The 17,736-nt window shown below is 64.5% G+C and carries 18 protein-coding genes; 5 read left to right on the top strand and 13 right to left on the bottom strand.

What is annotated here, in order from left to right; genetic code table 11:
• Nucleotides 1–948: 948 nt before the first annotated feature.
• From ACFSUD_RS13865 to ACFSUD_RS13825, 9 genes are all read right to left on the bottom strand, one after another.
• Nucleotides 949–1,695 carry a GNAT family N-acetyltransferase gene (locus ACFSUD_RS13865; protein WP_386375205.1) on the bottom strand — a complete coding sequence of 249 codons (747 nt, stop codon included), beginning with the start codon at nt 1,693–1,695 and terminating at the stop codon, nt 949–951.
• The gene (gene menC / locus ACFSUD_RS13860) at nt 1,692–2,837 is read right to left on the bottom strand and encodes an o-succinylbenzoate synthase (protein WP_386375204.1); all 1,146 of its coding nucleotides are present in this window, start codon (nt 2,835–2,837) and stop codon (nt 1,692–1,694) included. Before menC ends, ACFSUD_RS13865 begins: the two co-directional genes overlap by 4 nt.
• Before the next feature lie 44 nt (nt 2,838–2,881).
• Nucleotides 2,882–3,640 carry an ABC transporter ATP-binding protein gene (locus ACFSUD_RS13855; protein ID WP_386375203.1) on the bottom strand — a complete coding sequence of 253 codons (759 nt, stop codon included), beginning with the start codon at nt 3,638–3,640 and terminating at the stop codon, nt 2,882–2,884.
• Nucleotides 3,637–4,371 carry an ABC transporter permease gene (locus ACFSUD_RS13850; RefSeq protein WP_386375202.1) on the bottom strand — a complete coding sequence of 245 codons (735 nt, stop codon included), beginning with the start codon at nt 4,369–4,371 and terminating at the stop codon, nt 3,637–3,639. The genes ACFSUD_RS13855 and ACFSUD_RS13850 overlap by 4 nt, the downstream gene beginning before the upstream one ends.
• A 1-nt stretch (nt 4,372) precedes the next feature.
• On the bottom strand, nt 4,373–5,080 hold the full coding sequence (locus ACFSUD_RS13845) for an ABC transporter permease (RefSeq protein ID WP_386375201.1): 708 nt from the start codon (nt 5,078–5,080) through the stop codon (nt 4,373–4,375).
• Nucleotides 5,081–5,113: 33 nt separating this feature from the next.
• Nucleotides 5,114–5,899 (bottom strand): ABC transporter substrate-binding protein, encoded by a 786-nt coding sequence (locus ACFSUD_RS13840; protein WP_386375200.1) that lies wholly within the window; start codon nt 5,897–5,899, stop codon nt 5,114–5,116.
• A gap of 28 nt (nt 5,900–5,927) precedes the next feature.
• Nucleotides 5,928–6,806, bottom strand: a complete 879-nt coding sequence (locus ACFSUD_RS13835; protein WP_386375199.1) for a MurR/RpiR family transcriptional regulator — start codon at nt 6,804–6,806, stop codon at nt 5,928–5,930.
• A 569-nt stretch (nt 6,807–7,375) separates the two neighbouring features.
• Nucleotides 7,376–8,923 (bottom strand): PQQ-dependent sugar dehydrogenase, encoded by a 1,548-nt coding sequence (locus tag ACFSUD_RS13830; RefSeq protein ID WP_386375198.1) that lies wholly within the window; start codon nt 8,921–8,923, stop codon nt 7,376–7,378.
• A complete protein-coding gene (locus ACFSUD_RS13825; RefSeq protein WP_386375197.1) occupies nt 8,916–9,371 on the bottom strand; it encodes a DUF2231 domain-containing protein in 456 nt (151 codons plus the stop codon). Before ACFSUD_RS13825 ends, ACFSUD_RS13830 begins: the two co-directional genes overlap by 8 nt.
• A gap of 147 nt (nt 9,372–9,518) precedes the next feature.
• Here ACFSUD_RS13825 and ACFSUD_RS13820 point away from each other — a divergent pair, with 147 nt between their 5' ends.
• From ACFSUD_RS13820 to argE, 4 genes are all read left to right on the top strand, one after another.
• Nucleotides 9,519–9,986 (top strand): nucleoside deaminase, encoded by a 468-nt coding sequence (locus tag ACFSUD_RS13820; RefSeq protein WP_386375196.1) that lies wholly within the window; start codon nt 9,519–9,521, stop codon nt 9,984–9,986.
• A 132-nt stretch (nt 9,987–10,118) separates the two neighbouring features.
• A complete protein-coding gene (locus ACFSUD_RS13815) occupies nt 10,119–10,373 on the top strand; it encodes a type II toxin-antitoxin system CcdA family antitoxin (RefSeq protein ID WP_386375195.1) in 255 nt (84 codons plus the stop codon).
• Nucleotides 10,361–10,651, top strand: a complete 291-nt coding sequence (locus ACFSUD_RS13810) for a CcdB family protein (RefSeq protein ID WP_386375194.1) — start codon at nt 10,361–10,363, stop codon at nt 10,649–10,651. Before ACFSUD_RS13815 ends, ACFSUD_RS13810 begins: the two co-directional genes overlap by 13 nt.
• A 184-nt stretch (nt 10,652–10,835) precedes the next feature.
• Nucleotides 10,836–11,999, top strand: coding sequence for an acetylornithine deacetylase (gene argE / locus ACFSUD_RS13805; RefSeq protein ID WP_386375193.1), 1,164 nt, complete (start codon nt 10,836–10,838; stop codon nt 11,997–11,999).
• Nucleotides 12,000–12,051: 52 nt separating this feature from the next.
• On the opposite strand, the gene ACFSUD_RS13800 is transcribed toward argE, so the two are convergent.
• Genes ACFSUD_RS13800 through ACFSUD_RS13790 form a run of 3 tightly spaced genes read right to left on the bottom strand, consistent with a single transcriptional unit; the run spans nt 12,052 to nt 15,555 of the window.
• A complete protein-coding gene (locus tag ACFSUD_RS13800) occupies nt 12,052–13,224 on the bottom strand; it encodes a M24 family metallopeptidase (protein ID WP_386375192.1) in 1,173 nt (390 codons plus the stop codon).
• Entirely contained in the window at nt 13,214–14,407 is a 1,194-nt protein-coding gene (locus tag ACFSUD_RS13795) for a diaminopropionate ammonia-lyase (protein ID WP_386375191.1), read from the bottom strand. The genes ACFSUD_RS13800 and ACFSUD_RS13795 overlap by 11 nt, the downstream gene beginning before the upstream one ends.
• Nucleotides 14,404–15,555 carry an amidohydrolase gene (locus tag ACFSUD_RS13790; protein ID WP_386375190.1) on the bottom strand — a complete coding sequence of 384 codons (1,152 nt, stop codon included), beginning with the start codon at nt 15,553–15,555 and terminating at the stop codon, nt 14,404–14,406. Before ACFSUD_RS13790 ends, ACFSUD_RS13795 begins: the two co-directional genes overlap by 4 nt.
• Nucleotides 15,556–15,831: 276 nt before the next feature.
• On the opposite strand from ACFSUD_RS13790, the gene ACFSUD_RS13785 reads away from it, so the two are divergent.
• Entirely contained in the window at nt 15,832–16,821 is a 990-nt protein-coding gene (locus ACFSUD_RS13785) for a BON domain-containing protein (RefSeq protein ID WP_386375189.1), read from the top strand.
• Between the two features lie 85 nt (nt 16,822–16,906).
• On the opposite strand, the gene ACFSUD_RS13780 is transcribed toward ACFSUD_RS13785, so the two are convergent.
• On the bottom strand, nt 16,907–17,722 hold the full coding sequence (locus ACFSUD_RS13780; protein ID WP_386375188.1) for a Crp/Fnr family transcriptional regulator: 816 nt from the start codon (nt 17,720–17,722) through the stop codon (nt 16,907–16,909).
• Between the last annotated feature and the right edge of the window lie 14 nt (nt 17,723–17,736).

The raw sequence follows: 17,736 nt of genomic DNA, 5'->3' as shown, positions 1-17,736 counted from the left end.
CTCCTTGTTAGAGCTCACAGGAAACCGAGGGGTAGATGCTGATACAGCTCAGCCCACGGCGTGAGTACAGCTCACACCACGATTATGCCGAGCTCTCGCAGCAAGGTCAAGAGCTGTATCGCCTCATGAATAGAGCTCTAAGCTCAACTTGGCCGAGCTCTATTTCGCGCATGCCAAGACGCCGCTTTCAGGAAAGGCCCAGCTCCCATCTTTGGGCACTGCTTGACCGGCAGGAGAGCCTATCGCGAGGATTGCAACTGGGTTGGGTGTTGTGTGCCTCGCACAGGCTTTTTCTTGAGCACGAAGTGAGCCTAGGATTTGTGGCACATTTTTTTGTGCCCCCATCTACTACTGTTCAGGCTCAGACTTCCCCCATGCCGCCCTCGCTTAGCCCCGCCCGCTGAAGCGGCAACCCGGCCTCACTATAGGACAGAAGAAGCACCGTGGGTCGGCATCCGGGCCACCTATAAGGATAAAGAAACGCGGGGCCGTAAGCCACTCCCACTATTGGACAGAAGAACCGCCGCGACCTGAGCAACCCAACCTATAGAAGACTAAGAAGGCCACCTTTGACGCACGAGCCGATTGACAGAAACACAACCCAGACAGCATAAGTGTGACACGCAGTGCGACACACAACTCAACCTCGCACTCGATTGTTCAAGCCTTCCAGTGGCTTAGAAATATGGTAGCGGGTCCGGTACTCGCCTCCAATATTCTTTCGAAAATCGCGAATTTCTGGGCGGCCTCCCGAGAGGGCTGGAAGGTCCGGTTTACAATTCTGCTTCGCAGCACGGGCCCCTGGATCTCGCGGATCTTCTGCCAGAGGTTGGGCTTGCCGGATTTGCAGATTTCAGACTCACCGCATTTCGGCGTGTAGAGCGGGATGACGTGATCGCGCGTCCTGGGCATAAAGCCGTCTGATTGCCGGGCTGGTGGCCCCGAAGTCTAGAGATCGCTCATCCTGGAGTGGCACAGCAGATATTCGCCCCGGGCCGTATCGAAGCCCGCGACGATCAGCCCGCCCGCGAAGGCTGTCACGAGCTCTGAACGGACCCGCAGGCGCTCGGCGAGGGCGGTTTCGAGGTCGTTGGCGAGGAGGGCCGGGAAATCGGCGGGGATGGCGACGCGCGCGACGATGTTGTCCGGCTGCGGTGCGGGCGCCTGCGGGTCGACGGCGCGCTGAGCAATCTCAGCCGTGTCGAGATGCCATTCGGCCAGCAGGCGATCCGAGGGCACCCCGGCGTTGATCCCGACCATTTCGCCGTAATAATCCTCGTGATAGCGCCGCGCGATGGCGCCGAGCCGGGCGATGTTGAGCCCGGCGTTGATCCGGCGCAACGGGTCATAGGTCCAGCGGGCCATAGTGATGCCACGGGCGAGACACCAGTCGCGCTGATACCATTTCAGCTTCACCCCGAGCCCCATCCCGCGGCTGTCGGGATGCACGGCCAGCCGGTGCGAATGCTGGATCGTCGGGTCGCTGGTCGGAAAGCCGAAGAGGAAGCCGAGCATCCGCCCGTCCTTGAACGCCCCTGCCACCAGACCGCCCTCGTGCTGGATCGCCAGCATGATATCGGAATTGTCCGGCGGATCGTCCTCGCCCCAGACCTCGCGCTGGAAACTTTCGGCCTGTTTCAGCTCCGCCACCGAGGTGAGCTCGCGCAGGGTGACGCCGTTCTCCTGTGCATTCATGGCGTCAGTTCCTCGACGTGATCAGTGACATTTTCGAGATAGGCTCGATCCAGCGTCACCCCGATCCCCGATCCATTGCCGGGCACCGGCATTTCGCCGTTCTCGGCTTCCAGTGCCTCGTTGATGATGTCGCGCCTGAAATAGCGGCTGGCGCTGGACGTATCGCCCGGCTTGGTGAAGTTTGCCAAGGTCGCGAGGTGGATGTTATGCGCCCTGCCGATCCCGGCCTCCAGCATCCCGCCGCACCAGACCGGCGCGCCGAAGGCGGCGCTGACGTCATGGATCGCACGCGCCGCCGCAAAACCGCCGACCCGGCCGACCTTGATGTTGATCACCCGCGCCGCGCGCAGTTCCAGCGCCTTGCGGGCGTCACTGGCGCTGCGGATGCTTTCATCGAGGCAGATCGCCGTCTTCAGCGCCGCCTGCACCTGCGCGTGATCGTGGATATCGTCAAAGGCCAGCGGCTGCTCGATGTAATCGAGGTCGAAGTCATCGAGCGCGCGCAGCACCGGCAGGTCGATGAGGCCGTAATCGGTATTGGCATCGACGGTCAGCTTGATGTCGGGATGGCGCGCGCGCACCGCTGCCACGAGCTTCACGTCATGGCCCTGCGCGATCTTCAGCTTGGTACGTTTGTAGCCAGCCGCCAGCGCTGTCTCGACCCGCTCCAGCGTGGTGTCGATCGACGCGATGCCGATGCTGACGCCGACATCGACACGCTCGCGCACCCCGCCGAGAGCCGCCTTGAGCGGAATACCGAGGCTCTTGCTCCACAGATCCCAGAACGCCATTTCGACGACCGCCTTGGCCATGCGATGCCCGCGCCAGGGTGCGAGATAGGGTTCCAGCTCGTAGGGATTGGCGAAACTCTTGCCGAGCAGCGAGGGCAGCAGCACCTCGCGCAGGAAGGCCATGGTCGCCGGGATCGTCTCTTCGAGGTAATCGGGTGCCGGATCCATCACCGCTTCGGCGATGCCTTCCAGCCCTTCGCCCTTCAGCACCAGCAGCGGGAAGGTTTTGCAGGTCATTGTCCCGCTGGAAATCTTGAACGGCGTGATCAGCGGCAGGCTGACAATGCGCAGCTCGGCGGCTTCGATGCGGATGGCACCGCGCATCGCGGGCTTCTGGTCGGTGGTGGACATGCTGGCTACTCGATTGAAATTGCGGGGCAGGGCAGGGGATGGCGTTACTTCACCTTGGCGATGAAACGTTCGAAAACCTCGGTGCGCGGATTGGTGAACATCTGCTCCGGCGGGCCCTGCTCGGCGATGCGGCCCTTGTGCAGGAACACCACCTCGGAGGAAACCTCGCGGGCGAAACCCATCTCATGGGTGACGACGATCATCGTGGTGCCCTCGGCGGCGAGCGATTGCATGACTTTCAGCACCTCGCCCACCAGTTCCGGGTCGAGCGCCGATGTCGGCTCGTCGAACAGGATCGCATCGGGCTCCATCGCCAGCGCCCGGGCAATTGCCACGCGCTGCTGCTGGCCGCCGGAAAGCTGCGAGGGGTACATCGCCATGCGATCCTCCAGACCGACCCTGATCAGCAGCGCTTCGGCCTTGGCACGGGCCTCGGCCTTGGCCACGCCCTTGACCTGCACCGGGCCCTCCATGACGTTTTCCAGCACCGTGCGGTGGGTCCAGAGGTTGAATTGCTGGAACACCATGCCGAGGCGGCTGCGGATCCTCTCGATATGGCGCACGTTCTGCGGCTTGCCGTTGCGCACCAGCACCTCTTCGCCATGCACCGTGACCTTGCCGGAAGTCGGGGTTTCGAGGAAGTTCAGGCAGCGCAGGAACGTCGATTTCCCCGAACCGGACGAGCCGAGGATCGAGATCACGTCATGCTGGCGCGCCTCCAGCGAGATCCCCTTGAGCACCTCGACATTGCCGAAGGATTTGGTGATATCCTCGGCCTTGAGGATGATCTGCGGATCGCTCATGCCTGCGTTTCCGTGAATGTCGCTGCGGGTTTGCCGACCGGTTGCGTCGGCGCGATGTGGCGGCTCAGGCGGCGCTCGGCGAGGCGCCAGAGCAGCACGAAGATCGCCGTGATGCAGAGATAGATCAGCGCCGCCCAGAGGTAGATCGAGAAGTCGAAGCTGCGCGAAAAAATCTGTCTCGTGCGGCCCATGATGTCGAATACGGTGACCACCGAGGCCAGTGCGCTGGCCTTCATCAGCAGGATCACCTCATTGCCGAGCGCGGGCCAGGCGATGCGGTAGGCATGCGGGAACACCACCCGGCGCAGCACCGCAAGCCGCCCCATGCCGATGGCGCGCGCCGCTTCGATCTCGCCGCGATTGACCCCCAGAATACCGCCGCGCAGGATCTCGGTCTGATAGGCGGTTGAGTTGAGCGCGAAGGCCAGCAGCGCGCAGTTGAACGGGTCGCGAAAAAATCCCCAAAGGCCCCATTCCTGCAGGAACGGGCGAAACTGCCCGGAACCGTAGAAGATCAGGAACAATTGCGCGAGGATCGGCGTGCCGCGCATGAAGGAGATATAGAGCCGCAACGGCGCCTGGGCCGTCATCGGCGCCTGTACCCGGATCAGCGCCAGCATCGGCGAAACCGCCGCCGCGATCAGCGCGCCCATCAGCGTCAGCTTGATGGTCATCAGTGTGCCATCGAGCAGCCGGGGCCAATATTGCAGGAGGATTTCCATCGGGTTCATCTCAGGCCCTCCGAATGCCGCGGTTGGCGCGGCGTTCCATCCAGGCCAGCATTAGCTCGGAGGCGACACAGAGCCCCCAGTAGATCAGGCAGGCGGCGAGATAGAAGGTGAAGGGTTGCTTGGTGACCCCGACGGCGACCTTGGTCATGCGCATCAGATCGCTCAGCGCGATGATCGAGACGAGTGCGGTATCCTTGAGCATGTTGATCCACAGATTGCCCAGACCGGGCAGGGCGAAGCGCCAGAGCTGCGGCAGCTGGATGCGAAAAAATATCTTGCGCTGGCTCATCCCGATCGCGCGCCCGGCCTCGGCCTGACCGCCATCGAGCGAATTGAACGCGCCGCGCAGCACTTCTCCGGCGAAAGCGCCGAACACCATGCCAAGCGCGATCACCCCGGCGGCGAAAGGGCTGAACTCGATCCCGCCGCCCTCCGGGTCCCACCATTGCGCCAGAGCGTTCAGCAGCAGCCCCACGCCGTTGTAAACCACGAACAGCGTCAGGATCTCGGGCAGGCCGCGCAGGATGGTGGTGTAGCCGAACCCGAGAAACCGCAATGCGCGCAGCCTCGAGAGTGACGCGCCCGCGGCAAGAAAGCCGATGAGCAGCCCCACCGGCAGGGTCACCAGCGCCAGCTGCACCGTGACCGCGAGCCCCTGCAGGATCTCGTCCCCCCAACCGGTATCGCCGAATGCGAAAAGCTCAAGCACGGGTCAACCTTTCGGATAGGGGGACGGTTCGGCTCATTTCATCGTATAGACGTCAACGGTGAAATACTTGTCGTTGATCTTCTTGTAGGTGCCGTCGGCGCGGATCTCGGCCAGCGCGGCATTGAGCTTCTCGCGCAGCTCGTCGTCCTCCTGACGCACCGCAATGCCGACGCCATCACCGACGAAGGCCGGATCGGTGATCGGCTCGCCGGCCAGCTCACAGCAGGCGCCATCCTCGGATTTCGTGGTCCAGTCGAGCATCGGCAGCATGTCCCCGACCTGCATGTCGATCCGGCCGCTGGCCATGTCGAGATTGACCTCGTCCTGCGTCGGGTAGAGGCGGATATCCGCATCCGGGTAGGTGGCTTCGATGAAATCGGCCTGGGTGGTGCCCGATTGCGCGCCGATCACCACGTCGGCCAGCGCCTCGTTGGTGAATTCGGTGATGTCGGAATCCTTCGGCACCACATGGGTCATCGCGGCAAGGTAATAGGGGTCGGAGAAATCCACCTGTTTCTTGCGCTCTTCGGTGATGAACATCGACGCGATGATGAAATCGTATTTCTTGGCCAGAAGGCCGGGGATGATCCCGTCCCAATCCTGTGCGACGACCTCGCATTCGGTCTCCATGCGCCTGCACAATTCCTGGCCGATCTCGACGTCGAACCCCGCGATCTCGCCGTTGGCTTCGATATAATTGAACGGCGGGTAGGCGCCCTCGGTGCCGAGCTTCAGCGTCTCGGCGCCGACGCCCGTCGCCAGAACAGCGGTCATCGCGGCGCCGGCCGTCATGGTCAGCAATCTGGTGGTGATCTTCATTGTCTTCTCCCGTTGGGTTGCAGTTTCTTCATTTTCTGATCGGGGCAACCGGATCACCGACATGGCCGGTAAAACGCCCGAACAATTTTGCGATACCGTTGAGCCGCTCGCTGACGCCGGGGCCGAGCTCCAGGAAGACGCCGTTGATCAGCAGGTTCCCGAGACTGGCCATCGCGGCGGTCGAATCCCAGAACTGGTTGACCTGTGTCGGCACGGCGAGCACCTCATCCGCGACACCGGCACCCCAGTCGCAGAACAGGTCGGTGACGAGCGTGACGGGGATACCGGCGTCGCGCGCCTCCTCCGCCAGCACCTTGGCCTGGCGCGAATAATGCCGCGCCTCGAAGATCACCAGACAGGAATCGCGATCCGACAGCAGCGCCTCGGCGAAATTGCCGCTCGACAGGTCGAGCAGAGCGACGCCGTCGCGGACATATTGCAGCTGATGGGCGAAATACTGGGCGATCCCGCGCTCGGTCTGAAACCCGGCGACATGGACCCGCTCGACATGGGCGAGGCGCTTGACGACGCGGCGCCAGCTCTGGCCCGTGGACATTTCATAGATCGAGACGAGCCCGGCGATCTCCATCTCCAGCCCGCGCAGGAAATGTGTCTCGTCATCCGCCGAATTCTTGCGCAATTCGCTCAGCCGGTCGCTCATCAGCCAGGGGTAGTCGCCGATATGGCCTTTCAGCTGCTCCTTGAGATCCCTGAAACTTTCATAGCCGAGCGAGCGACAGAACCGGCCCACCGTCGCCTCGCTGACCTTTACCTTCACCGCGATGCTCGCCGCCGTCTCGAACGGCAGTTCGGTGAGGCTGGCTCCCATGTAGCTGGCGAGCGCCTTGTCGGCTTTGCTGCCGCTGCGCATCGCGTTGGAGAGCCGATCCTCGATGGGCAGGGACAAGTGGGGTTTCCTCGGTTGACGGAGCCTATAGAGGAATGTGAAAGATATATTTCATTCTGTCAACGGACTTACTTTTCTGTCATGCACCCCGATTGCGTTTGATGTGAAAGATCAGGTTTCTCTCCTATCCCCTTGATCGGTAGGTCAATCATGGCCTCACCGGATGAACCTGTTCCAGTCGCCGAAGCTGCTGTTCACCGTGCCGCGCGGACTGCCGAGCGCGATCAACCCCAGCCCCGCGCCGAAAAGGCAAGCGCGCTCCAGTCGGCCCCCGGCTACGATGATAATCCGACGAGAGTCTTTCGGTCAGCTCGCTGCCGATGTTCCCTGCCGCCACGGTGATCACGATGATTGGCTTGCCTTGGGTCATTCCGCTCCTCCTGCCTGTCGAAGGTGAAAGGCCCGAAGCGACATCTGTTTCCTGCGAGGAAGCTGGCGCCCCTTCTTGCGCTCGGGGGTGAGCTCGCGACCCGAGAAGCCTCGGCAACAGTTCATCCAGTTGTTCAACCACGATATTTAAGTCACTGGAAATACATCCACTATCTCGCCAAAGCGAGGAATCTTCGCGGCTATTCGCCCTCCTGACCTGGTGTCGCAGAATCGTCGGGTTCCGGAAGCACCGCCGGGGCGATCTCGGTCTGTGCGGGTGTTGACGCGGGCTCTGCCTGATCCGCGTCTTGCTCCTCCGCCTCGATCGGTCCCGCCTCCTCCTCCGCGGCCGCGGCCTCTCTCGGACCTGCCGTTATCTGATCGCTGCCGATGGGTTCGGGCAGGATCGTGCCATCGGCGGCGGCGACGCGCCACACCGTGTTTCCCGCGTCATCAGCGATGAGCAGCGCCCCGGTGCCGTCGATGCCGAGACCGACAGGACGGCCGCGGGCCTTGTCGCTGAGCAGGAAATCGGTCACCACATCGACCTTCGGACCGTTCGGTTTACCGTTTTCGAAGGCGATATAGGACACCTTGTAGCCGTTGAAATGATCCCGGTTCCAACTGCCGCGTTCCCCCACGAAAGCGCCGCGGTCATAGGGCTCGGGCAGCGCCGAATTTTGGGTGAACACCATGCCGAGCGGGGCAACATGGCTTGAAAGCGCGTAATCGGGCTTGATCGCCTTTTCGACCATGTCGGGCCGTTGCGGATGCACCCGCGCGTCGAGATGATCACCGTAATAGCTCCAGGGCCAGCCGTAGAACCCGCCCTCAACAACCGAGGTCATGTAATCGGGCACGAGGTTCGGGCCGAGCTCGTCGCGTTCGTTGATCACCGCCCAAAGCGTCTGGGTTTCCGGCTCGAAGGTCAGCCCGTTGGGATTGCGCAGCCCCGAGGCGAAGACCTTGCTGGCGCCGGTCTCGCGGTCGACCTGCCAGATCGCGGCGCGTCCCTTTTCGGCCTCGAGCCCGCGTTCCGCGATATTGGAATTCGACCCGACGGAGGCATAGAGCATCCTGCCATCTGGGCTCAGCGCCAGATCCTTGGTCCAGTGATGGTTGATCGGTCCGCCGGGCAGCGGGGTCAGCACCTCGGGTTCTGCGGTGATCTCCGTCTGGCCAAGTTCATATGGATAGGCGAGGATCGCGTCGCTGGCCGCGACATAGAGTGTGTCGTCGATCCAGGCGACGCCGAAGGGCGAGTTGAGCCCGGTCAGCAGATCGCTGCGCGCATCGACCTGGCCGTCACGGTCGCTGTCCTGAAGCAGGGTGATCAGGTTGCTGTCCTTCTCCGGTCCACCGCCGCCGCCACTGCCCAGCGACATGATCCATCCGCGGATGTAATCCTTGGGTCGCGACTTCGGTTTACCCGGCGGCTTGCGCCCCTGCACGACCAGCACATCGCCGTTCGGGAGGGTATGAACGGTGCGGGGATTGACCAGGTCCTTGGCATAGAGCGAGATGGTCAGCCCCTCCGCCACGCTCGGCGTCTCGCCCTCCTGCCAGCCGACGACCTCGGCGATCTTCATGTCCGGCAGCAGCGACATCCGGGGCTCCGGCAGGACGGGGTCCGGTCCGACCTGACTCGAGATATCGAAATCGTCCTGCGCGAAAGCGGACGTGGCCAGCGCGGCGAGGGCTGCGCCGATCAGCAGCGGCGATTTGCGGGCAGGTCGGATGTTACTCATGATGGCTCACCCCCACACGATGTTTGTAGATCATGCTCGCGCCGAGCCAGCCGGTGACCAGCATGATCGCGACGGTCACGGCGGACAGCGTCAGCCCCCAGGGCACCACCGCGGTCCATCCGTCCCCGGCATGAACCAGGCTGTTGACCAGCGCCAGACCGAGCACGACGACATTGCCGAGTGCGTGAAACCACACGAGCTTCAGCGACCTGATCCGCTTGCTGGCGATCACGTCGATGACACCGGCCAGCGCGGCCAGCCCTCCTATGATCAGACCGGCAAAGAGCAGCCATTCGCTGAAATGCTGCCACATCAGGTTGGAGGTCCGCCAATAGGCGATATCGGTCAGGAGGGTCAGGGTGAAACAGACGATCGGGAAGCTGACCAGCATCGGGTGCAGCGGGTGCCCGGCAATGGCGACGACGGATCTCGGATTGGATCTTGCCAACGGAATAATCCCTTTGAGGAAATTCAACCTCGGGTTAAACGCCGGAGCCGCTGGAATGTTCCGCACCTCGCAGCGCCGACGCGCCCTTCACCCGCAGCCGCGCGGCGGCTAGGCTGGCATCATCGCAGGGGTGACGGAGGCTGGATGATGACCGACAAGACGTTTCTGGAGGAAGCCGTGGCGCTGGCGCAGGAGAATGTAAAATCGGGCGGCCGTCCGTTCGGCGCGGTACTGGTCCGGGAGGGCCGGGTCATCGCGCGGGCGGTGAACCGGATGGTGGAGGACAACGATCCGACCGCCCATGCGGAATTGCTGGCCCTGCGGCGCGCGGGCGAGGCGCTGAGGAGCGATCGGCTCGACGGTTGCACGGTCTATGCCAGCGGCCAACCCTGTCCGATGTGCCTTGCGGCGATGCGGATGGCGGGGATCAGCGAGGTCGTCTATGCCTATTCCAACGAGACGGCAGCGCCCTATGGCCTGTCGACCGCCGCGATCGGCGATGAACTGGCCCAACCGCTTGAAAAGCAGGACTGGGCCCGCATCCGGCACCAGCCGCCGCAGGGGGAGGACGCGCCCGCGCTCTACGAGGCCTGGACGGCACGGAAGAAGCGATAGGGCGTTACTGGGCAATCCGCGCCTTGTGCATGACCCGTCGAATTGCCAGGGGCAATGGGCGAACCCGAGCGCGGACCTTGACCCGGTACAGGGGGCGGTATATTTCTGTGGTATATCCTATCGGGGGCCGCCATGGGTTTAAGCACGAAACGCAAGACATCCCTGACGCTCGATGCCGAGGCGCTCGATGCGGCGCGGCGGCTCGGTGTGAACGTATCCGCCGTCGCCGACGAGGCCCTGCGCACCGCGGTCGCGAAGGCACGTCAACAGCAATGGCGCACGGACAATGCCGCGGCTTTCGCGGCGCAGGCAGCCTGGCATGAGCAGCACGGTCATCCGCTTGCCGATATTCTGGCGGGCCCGGGAGCTTCCATGTGGAAGCGCTGAGCCGCTTTGACATCGCGGTTCATGGCGACGCCGCCATGGTCGTCGTGGAGAGCGACCTGCTGCCGCCCGATCCGGCCATCGTGGTGATCCCGCTGCTGCGGGATTATCCGGCGGTACCCCAGCTCAACCCCCATATCCGCTGCGCGGGCGGACCGCTGGTTCTCGCGACGCGGCTGATCGGTGCCGTCAGGCGCAACGGCCTGCGCCGCATCGGCAGCGCGGCGCAACAGGGAGACGAGATCACCCGCGCCATCGACGTGCTGATGAGCGGCGTCTGAGAAAGGTTTCGGTCCGTCAAGCGGATATAGGCAGAAGCTAATCAATGCTGCGCAAGATCGTAATGTCGCGCGGCGTCGATCCCGGCTAGGCTCGCCGAGGATCCGTCCGCGCGGCGGGTGAAACTCACGCCGAAGACAGGTTGCCGAGCACCGGCACCAAAGAGCAGACAACATGATGACCGCAATGACCGCAGAACCCCACGCCCGGACCCTCGACATTCTCGCCCGCCTGATCGCCTTTCCCACGATCAGCGCCGACAGCAATCTCGCGCTGATCGATCATGCCGAGACGCTGCTCGTCGAGGCGGGTTTCGAGACCCATCGCATGATGGATCCGGAACAGCCCAAATGTGGACTCTTCGCACGGATCGGCGGCGCGGGGCCGGGGGGCGTGCTGTTGTCGGCCCATAGCGATGTGGTGCCGGTCGCAGGTCAGGACTGGACCAGACCACCTTTCACGCTGACCCGCGAGGGCGGGCGACTCTACGGACGCGGCAGCACCGACATGAAAGGCTTCCTCGCCGCGATGCTGTCACTGGCGACGCGCGCCTCGGCGCAAAGGCTGCGAGAACCGCTGATGCTGGCGATCTCCTATGACGAGGAAATCGGCTGTCAGGGCATCCGCAAGATGCTGCCAGGGTTCAGAAAACTCGGCTGGCGTCCCGACCTCTGCATCGTCGGAGAGCCGACATCCATGCGCCCGGCCATCGGTCACAAGGGCAAGGCGGCGTTCCGCGCGCTCTGTCATGGCAGCGCCGGCCATTCGGCACTGGCGCCGCGCCATGTCAACGCGCTGCATCTGGCCGGGGATTTCCTGACGCTCCTGCGCCGCCTGCAGCAAGGCTACGCCTCCGGCGGCGCGCAGGACACGGCCTATGATATCCCCTTTTCGACGATCCATGCCGGAAGGCTGCAGGGCGGCACCGCGCTCAATATCGTACCCGATCGGGCCGAGATCGACTTCGAGCTGCGCCATCTCGCCGCCGACGGGCTCGAGGATTTCCAGCGGCATCTCGAAGCGGAGGTCGAAACGCTGCTGGCCCCGTGGCGCGCGGAACATCCGGCGGCCGGGATCGAGGTCGCGCTGACCAATACCTATCCGGGCCTTGACGTCAAAGCGGAGGATCGGGCCGTGCAGAGGGTCGCGGCGCTATGCGGGGAGCCGGATCCCGTGAAGGTGGCCTTCGGCACCGAAGCGGGTTTCTTCGCCGGGCTCGGGATTCCGACAATCGTCTGCGGACCGGGGGACATGGCGGGGCAGGGGCACAAGGCCGATGAATATCTCGAGCGCACCCAACTCGCCGCCTGCGACCGCATGTTGGACCGCATCCTCGACCAGCTCGTCTGAGCCTCCCAGCGTCATTGTTGACCGGGCAGCCCGCGATCCCCTTGCGACACTATCACGACAACACCGGCAATTCCGGCGCGGCGCGGCGGGTGAGCAACCTGGCGCCGTCCGCTGTGATGACAATGTTTTCCTCATGCACCATCATCAGCCCGTCGCCGTAGCTCAGCGAAGGTTCCAGCGTCAGCACCATGCCTTCCCGCAGGACCGTCGCCTCGCCCGCCATGAGCGACGGCTGTTCGGTAAGCTGCATGCCCAGACCATGGCCGAGCCGCCCGACGTCGCCGCCGCTCGTGTCGATCTCGGCGATGACCTGTGACATCGCCCTGAACAGATCGCGGCAGGTATTGCCGGGACGGGCGGCGGCAAGTCCGGCTTCGGTGGCACGCCACAGCACGTCATAGGCGCGGCGGGCAGCGTCGCCGGCCTTTCCGATGGCCCAGTTGCGATCGAAGTCGCAGTAATACCCGTCCCAGACGCAGCCGGTGTCGAGCATCAGCACATCGCGTCGGCTGAGCGGGCGGCGGTCTGGCGGCGAGATGCAATCGGCATAGCCGCCCCGATCGGCGGCGCCCACCAGATAGGGCACATCATCGGCCCCCTGCGCCAGCGCCTCGCGGCGGAAGGCGCGGAACACGTCTTCCAGCGGCTGACCCTCGACGACGAACTCCGGCACCCGGGCGAAACTGGCCGAGCCGATGGCGCAGATATGCACCAGCTTCTCGATCTCGGCGGCGGATTTGACCATGCGCAGGCCCTGAACCAGCCCGGTCGCATCGCCGATCTGCAACCCCGGCAGCGCCGCGACCAGCCTCTCCCAATCCCCCAGCGGCATCCGCAGCGAGGTTTCATGGCCCTTCAATACGCCCAGCCGCGCGCCCTGCGTGGCCAGCGGTGACAGCAATTCGGTCAGCAGGCCGATGCCGTCGTCCTCCGGCCTCGGCGCGCTCCAGCATCGGATATCATCGAGCCAGGAACGCCGCATCAGCGCCGCGCCGATTTCGGGGATCACCGCGACAGGCTTGCCCTCGGCCGGAACGAAGAGAAACCAGGGCCGCGTCGGGCTTTGCCAGAACGGGGTCTGGAAACCGGTGAAATAGCGCACTTCCGGCTCGTTCATCAGCAACAGGCCGGCGAAGTTCTGCTCCGCCATCAGGGCCTGCGCCCGGGCGGTGCGGCTCTCGAACTCGGCGTTCGGGAAGCCGCGCCGCGGCGCGTCAGGCAGCATCGCTGCCCCCCATGATCCGCTCGAAGATCGCCGGATCGGTGACGCCTTCGGAACCGATCAGCAGCACCCGCGCATCGCCATCGAGCCCGAGCTGGGCAGAGAGGTCCTCATCCTGCCGCGCCGCGATCAGCGCCGCCAGCCCGGCCACCGCGCTTTCGCCCGCCTCGACGGCTGGATCACCCGGCAGGGGCCGCGCCAGCAGGCGGACGCCGGGCGCGACCAGCGCTTCGGGGATGGTCAGGAAATCGCTGGCCTCCTCGACGAGAATTTCCCAGGCCAGCTCGGACGGCTCGCCACAGGACAGCCCCGCCATCAGTGTTTCCTCCTCGATCGCGACATTGGTGGCGATGCCGGTCTTGCCGCTTTCGAACAGGCAGGCAGCCAGTTCCGGTTCGACGATCACCACCCTTGGGGCGTCCTCACTCCAATATTGCCGCAGACCGGCCACGACACCGGCCGCCAGCCCGCCGACGCCGCCTTGCAGGAAGACATGGGTGGGGGGAGTCTCCAGCGCCTCGCAAATCTCCTGCGTCATCACCCCGTAACCCGCCATCACGTCGCGCGGTGGCAGCGCATATCCCGGCCAGGAGGTGTCGGAGACCACGAACCAGCCGTTCGCCTCGGCCTCGGATTTGGCAAGATCGACGGAATCGTCGTAATCGCCGTCGATGCGGATCACCTCGGCTCCGAGATCGCGCATCGCCTGCGCGCGGCCCTCGCTGACTTCGGCATGGATATAGATCCGGCAGGGCGCGCCGAAACGCTGGCAGCCCCAGGCGAGCGAGCGGCCATGATTGCCGTCGGTGGCGGAAACCAGCGTGATCGCGGCACATTCGGCCGCATGTTCGCCGTTGCGGATCTCCGCCAGCGGCACGTCGCGCCCGAGACTGCGGGAGATCTCGCGCTGCAGCACCCGCAACCCGGCATAGGACCCGCCAAGCGCCTTGAAACTGCCAAGACCGAAGCGGGGGCCCTCATCCTTGTAGAGGATCTCCCCGACACCGATCTCGCGCGCGAGCGCTGCCAGATGCAGCAGCGGTGTCGGCGTGTAGCCCGGCCATTGCATGATCTCGGCGCGGGCGGTGGCGAAATCCTCCGCGGACAGGACGCGCCGGGCGGCATCGCCCTCCTTGCGGCTGGCGGCGACGTGGTCGAGGCGCACGGCGGGAGGCAGGTCAGTCATCGTTCATCCTTTCGTATCGGGAGGCGGTCGCGCACCAGATCGGCCCAGAAGGCGGCGCCGATCGGCAGGAGCGCGTCGTTGAAATCATAATCCGCGGCATGCAGCGGCTGACCATGCGGCCGGCTCTCGCCGTTGCCGAGCAGCAGGAAACAGCCGGGCACCGCGGCGCAGAAATGCGCGAAATCCTCGGAAAAGCTCATCGGCGGGCGGTCCGGGAGCGTTTCGAGCCCGGCGGCCCGGGCCACCCTGACCACGGCCTCGGTGGGCTCGGGGGCGTTGAGGGTTTCGATGAACTCGGTCTCAAAGCTCATCCGCGCCGTGACAGCGTGGGTCGCCGCGATACCTTCGACAATCTGGCGCATCAGCCGCTCCACCACCGCGCGGTCTTCGGGCAGGCGCGCGCGCACATCGCCCTTGAGCGTGGCGTGACCGGGCAGGACATTCCGCTGCCCGTCGGTGAGAAACTCGGTGACGGAGACAACCGCCCCGGCACCGGGGGCCAGCTTGCGCGACACGATGGTCTGCAGCGCCGTGACCATCTCGGCCCCCACCGTGATCGCGTCCACGCCGACATGGGGCATCGAGGCATGGCCGCCCTGACCCGATATCTCGATTTCGAACAGGCTTTCACTGGCGCAGATCTGCCCCGTCCTCGTCGAGACCTGACCTGTCGGGGCGCCGGGCAGATTGTGGATCGCATAGACCTCGTCGATCGGGAACCGCACGAGCAGCCCCTCGTCGATCATCGCCCGCGCGCCGAGACCGTGCTCCTCGTTGGGCTGGAAGATGAATATCACCGTGCCGTCGAAATCGGGGTCGCTGGACAGAAGCTCGGCGGCGCCCAGCAGCATGGCCATGTGACCGTCATGGCCGCAGGCATGCATCAGTCCGGGGTTCCGCGAGACGTAATCGTGACAACTGGCCTCGGAGATCGGCAGCGCGTCCATGTCGGCGCGTAGTCCGATGGCGCGATTGCCACTGCCGTGTTTCAAGACGCCGATCACCCCGGCGCCCTCATGCACTTCGATCCCGAGATCGCGCAGGACCGCAGCCACCTTCGCCTTCGTCTGGACTTCCTGAAAGCCGAGCTCCGGGTTGCGGTGAAACGCACGGCGCAGCGCGGTCAGCTTCTGATCGAATGGCGCCATGTTTCCTCCCCGGACCTTCGAGGAAGGACCATGGGGCAGGGGCCATTCGACGTCAATCCGGGCTCTGGGCCGAATACCGGCCGCGCGGTTGAGGGCACCGCAAGCTGCACGGCCGCGGCAGGATCGGCGCATGTCAGCCTATGGCGATCCTGTCTGGCCGCGCGGTTAACCCACTTTAATGTGACGGCGGGTCAAAGGGCCGAGGCTGGGCGGGCCCTCCGGGGAGTCGGGAGGATTTTCCGTGAGACGGCACAACCCAGAATGGAGGAATTGATGATGGCCCAGCGGAGTAATCACCAAGAGCGTTCGCAAGGGTATGAAGGAAGGGACCAGTCGCAGGACAGGGAAAACCGGCAGAGCTGGCAAGGGCAGGGCCAGCAATCGCAGGGTGGCTATCAGGATCGCAGCAATCAGCAGCAGGGCCAGACATACGGCCAGCAGCAGGGCTATCAGAACCGCGGCGCCCAACAGGATTTCCAGCAGGGCTATGGCGGACAGGACTGGCAGGGTCAGGATTACGGCAGCCAGCAAGGTCAATATGGCGCCGACTGGCAAGGCCGCGACCAGGGCCAGCATCAGCTTGGAAATCAGGGCGGCTACCAGGGCGGCGGCTACCAGCAGCAGAACCCGCAGGGCAGTTACCAAGGCGGCGACTATCAGGGACAGCAGGGAGGCTATCAGGGCGGCGGCTATCAGTCGCAGGGCTGGCAGGGTGGCAACCGGCAACAGGGTCAGCAGGGTGGATATCAGGGACAGGGCCAGCAGGGTAGCTACCAGGGCGGCGGCTACCAGCAGCAGGGGCAACAAGGGAATTTCCAGGGCGGCGGCTACCAGGGCGGCAATTTCGATCAGGGCAGCGATCAATATCGCTCCGGTTCGGGCGGCCAGGGTGAGCAGCGCGGCGGATTCTCGGGCTGGTCCTGGGGTCAGGGCGGATCCGGAGGCGGCGATTTCGGCGGCTCGGGGCAGACGCACCGGGGCCGGGGTCCGAAGAACTACCAGCGTTCGGACGACCGGATCATGGAGGATGTCAACGACCGTCTCTCGGATGATCACGACGTGGATGCCTCGGATATCGAAGTCTCGGTCTCCAATCGCGAGGTCACGCTGTCCGGTCATGTCGATTCCAAACAGGCCAAACGCTGCGCGGAGGATTGCGCGGATTCCGTCTCAGGCGTGCAGCATGTGCAGAATAATCTGCGGGTGAAGAATGAGCATTCGGGCGAACACTCTCAGCAGGCCGGAAAGTCCGGTGGCAAATCCTGATGGGGCGTTGAGCTGACTTCGTGACGCGGGAACGGCCGGGCCAATGGTCTGGCCGTTTCCCGTCCGGGGCCTGTTTGTCAGATCGTCACGGTTTCCGGTCGCGGGACAGGGCATCGCGGACCTTCCCGATCATCGGCGCGGCGAAGCGGCGATTTCCGCGGCTGCGCCGAGCATTTTGGTCGGGTTCGATAATGATATCGGCAGGCAGCACACTCGGCTCCTGACCGATCATCCGGCGTAATTCGGCAGGCCGAAGCAGCGCGATACGGTTGCCGCGGCGGGCAATGAACCCCTGTTCGGCGAGTTGACACAGGGCCTTGCTGACCGTGACATTGGTGAGGCCGAGCAGGTCGCCGATCTCCGACTGGTTGAGCGGTATCTCGAGCGTATCCTCGATATTCTGTTCCCCGTGCAGGCGGTGGTGCAGCGTCAGGATCAGCCAGACGATCCGCTGGCGCGCGTCCATCTGTCCCACCGCGACCAGCGTGCGCATCAGCCTCTGCTGGGCCTGCGCGGATTTCTGCAAAAGAAAACCCGCGACCTGCGGCGACAGGAAGGCGGGCGAGGCGAGGGCCGCGAGCGGGATCGGCTGCAACACCGAACTGCGCAGGCTGCGCAGCGAACAGGATGCCGTCTCCGCGCCCACATCCGCCAGCCCGGCAATATCCCCCGCCCGGTACAGGCCGAGGATCTGCCGCTGACCTTCAGAAAGCAGGGAATATGAAAAAAGCCAGCCAGATTCAACCAGGTAGAGCGCCTGCACCCGCTCGCCCTCATGCTGGATATCGCATCTCGGCGGGACGGAGACCGGGGCCACGTCCCAGCGTCGCAGGGCGGCGCGCAGGGCGACAGGGGACAGCGAACTTCCCGCGTCGTATTCCACATGCGGCAGACAGGACATACCCGAACCTCCCC

This window comes from Sulfitobacter aestuarii (assembly GCF_042685005.1).
Lineage (GTDB): Bacteria > Pseudomonadota > Alphaproteobacteria > Rhodobacterales > Rhodobacteraceae > Sulfitobacter > Sulfitobacter aestuarii.
This window is presented reverse-complemented; position numbering and strand designations above follow the sequence as displayed.

What these genes read in the sequence shown, in the direction of transcription:
- ACFSUD_RS13865 (WP_386375205.1), bottom strand. Translation starts at nt 1,695, where the DNA reads ATGAATGCACAGGAGAACGGCGTCACCCTGCGCGAGCTCACCTCGGTG.
- menC (WP_386375204.1), bottom strand. Translation starts at nt 2,837, where the DNA reads ATGTCCACCACCGACCAGAAGCCCGCGATGCGCGGTGCCATCCGCATC.
- ACFSUD_RS13855 (WP_386375203.1), bottom strand. Translation starts at nt 3,640, where the DNA reads ATGAGCGATCCGCAGATCATCCTCAAGGCCGAGGATATCACCAAATCC.
- ACFSUD_RS13850 (WP_386375202.1), bottom strand. Translation starts at nt 4,371, where the DNA reads ATGAACCCGATGGAAATCCTCCTGCAATATTGGCCCCGGCTGCTCGAT.
- ACFSUD_RS13840 (WP_386375200.1), bottom strand. Translation starts at nt 5,899, where the DNA reads ATGAAGATCACCACCAGATTGCTGACCATGACGGCCGGCGCCGCGATG.
- ACFSUD_RS13830 (WP_386375198.1), bottom strand. Translation starts at nt 8,923, where the DNA reads ATGAGTAACATCCGACCTGCCCGCAAATCGCCGCTGCTGATCGGCGCA.
- ACFSUD_RS13820 (WP_386375196.1), top strand. Translation starts at nt 9,519, where the DNA reads ATGACCGACAAGACGTTTCTGGAGGAAGCCGTGGCGCTGGCGCAGGAG.
- ACFSUD_RS13815 (WP_386375195.1), top strand. Translation starts at nt 10,119, where the DNA reads ATGGGTTTAAGCACGAAACGCAAGACATCCCTGACGCTCGATGCCGAG.
- argE (WP_386375193.1), top strand. Translation starts at nt 10,836, where the DNA reads ATGACCGCAGAACCCCACGCCCGGACCCTCGACATTCTCGCCCGCCTG.
- ACFSUD_RS13800 (WP_386375192.1), bottom strand. Translation starts at nt 13,224, where the DNA reads ATGCTGCCTGACGCGCCGCGGCGCGGCTTCCCGAACGCCGAGTTCGAG.
- ACFSUD_RS13795 (WP_386375191.1), bottom strand. Translation starts at nt 14,407, where the DNA reads ATGACTGACCTGCCTCCCGCCGTGCGCCTCGACCACGTCGCCGCCAGC.
- ACFSUD_RS13790 (WP_386375190.1), bottom strand. Translation starts at nt 15,555, where the DNA reads ATGGCGCCATTCGATCAGAAGCTGACCGCGCTGCGCCGTGCGTTTCAC.
- ACFSUD_RS13785 (WP_386375189.1), top strand. Translation starts at nt 15,832, where the DNA reads ATGGCCCAGCGGAGTAATCACCAAGAGCGTTCGCAAGGGTATGAAGGA.
- ACFSUD_RS13780 (WP_386375188.1), bottom strand. Translation starts at nt 17,722, where the DNA reads ATGTCCTGTCTGCCGCATGTGGAATACGACGCGGGAAGTTCGCTGTCC.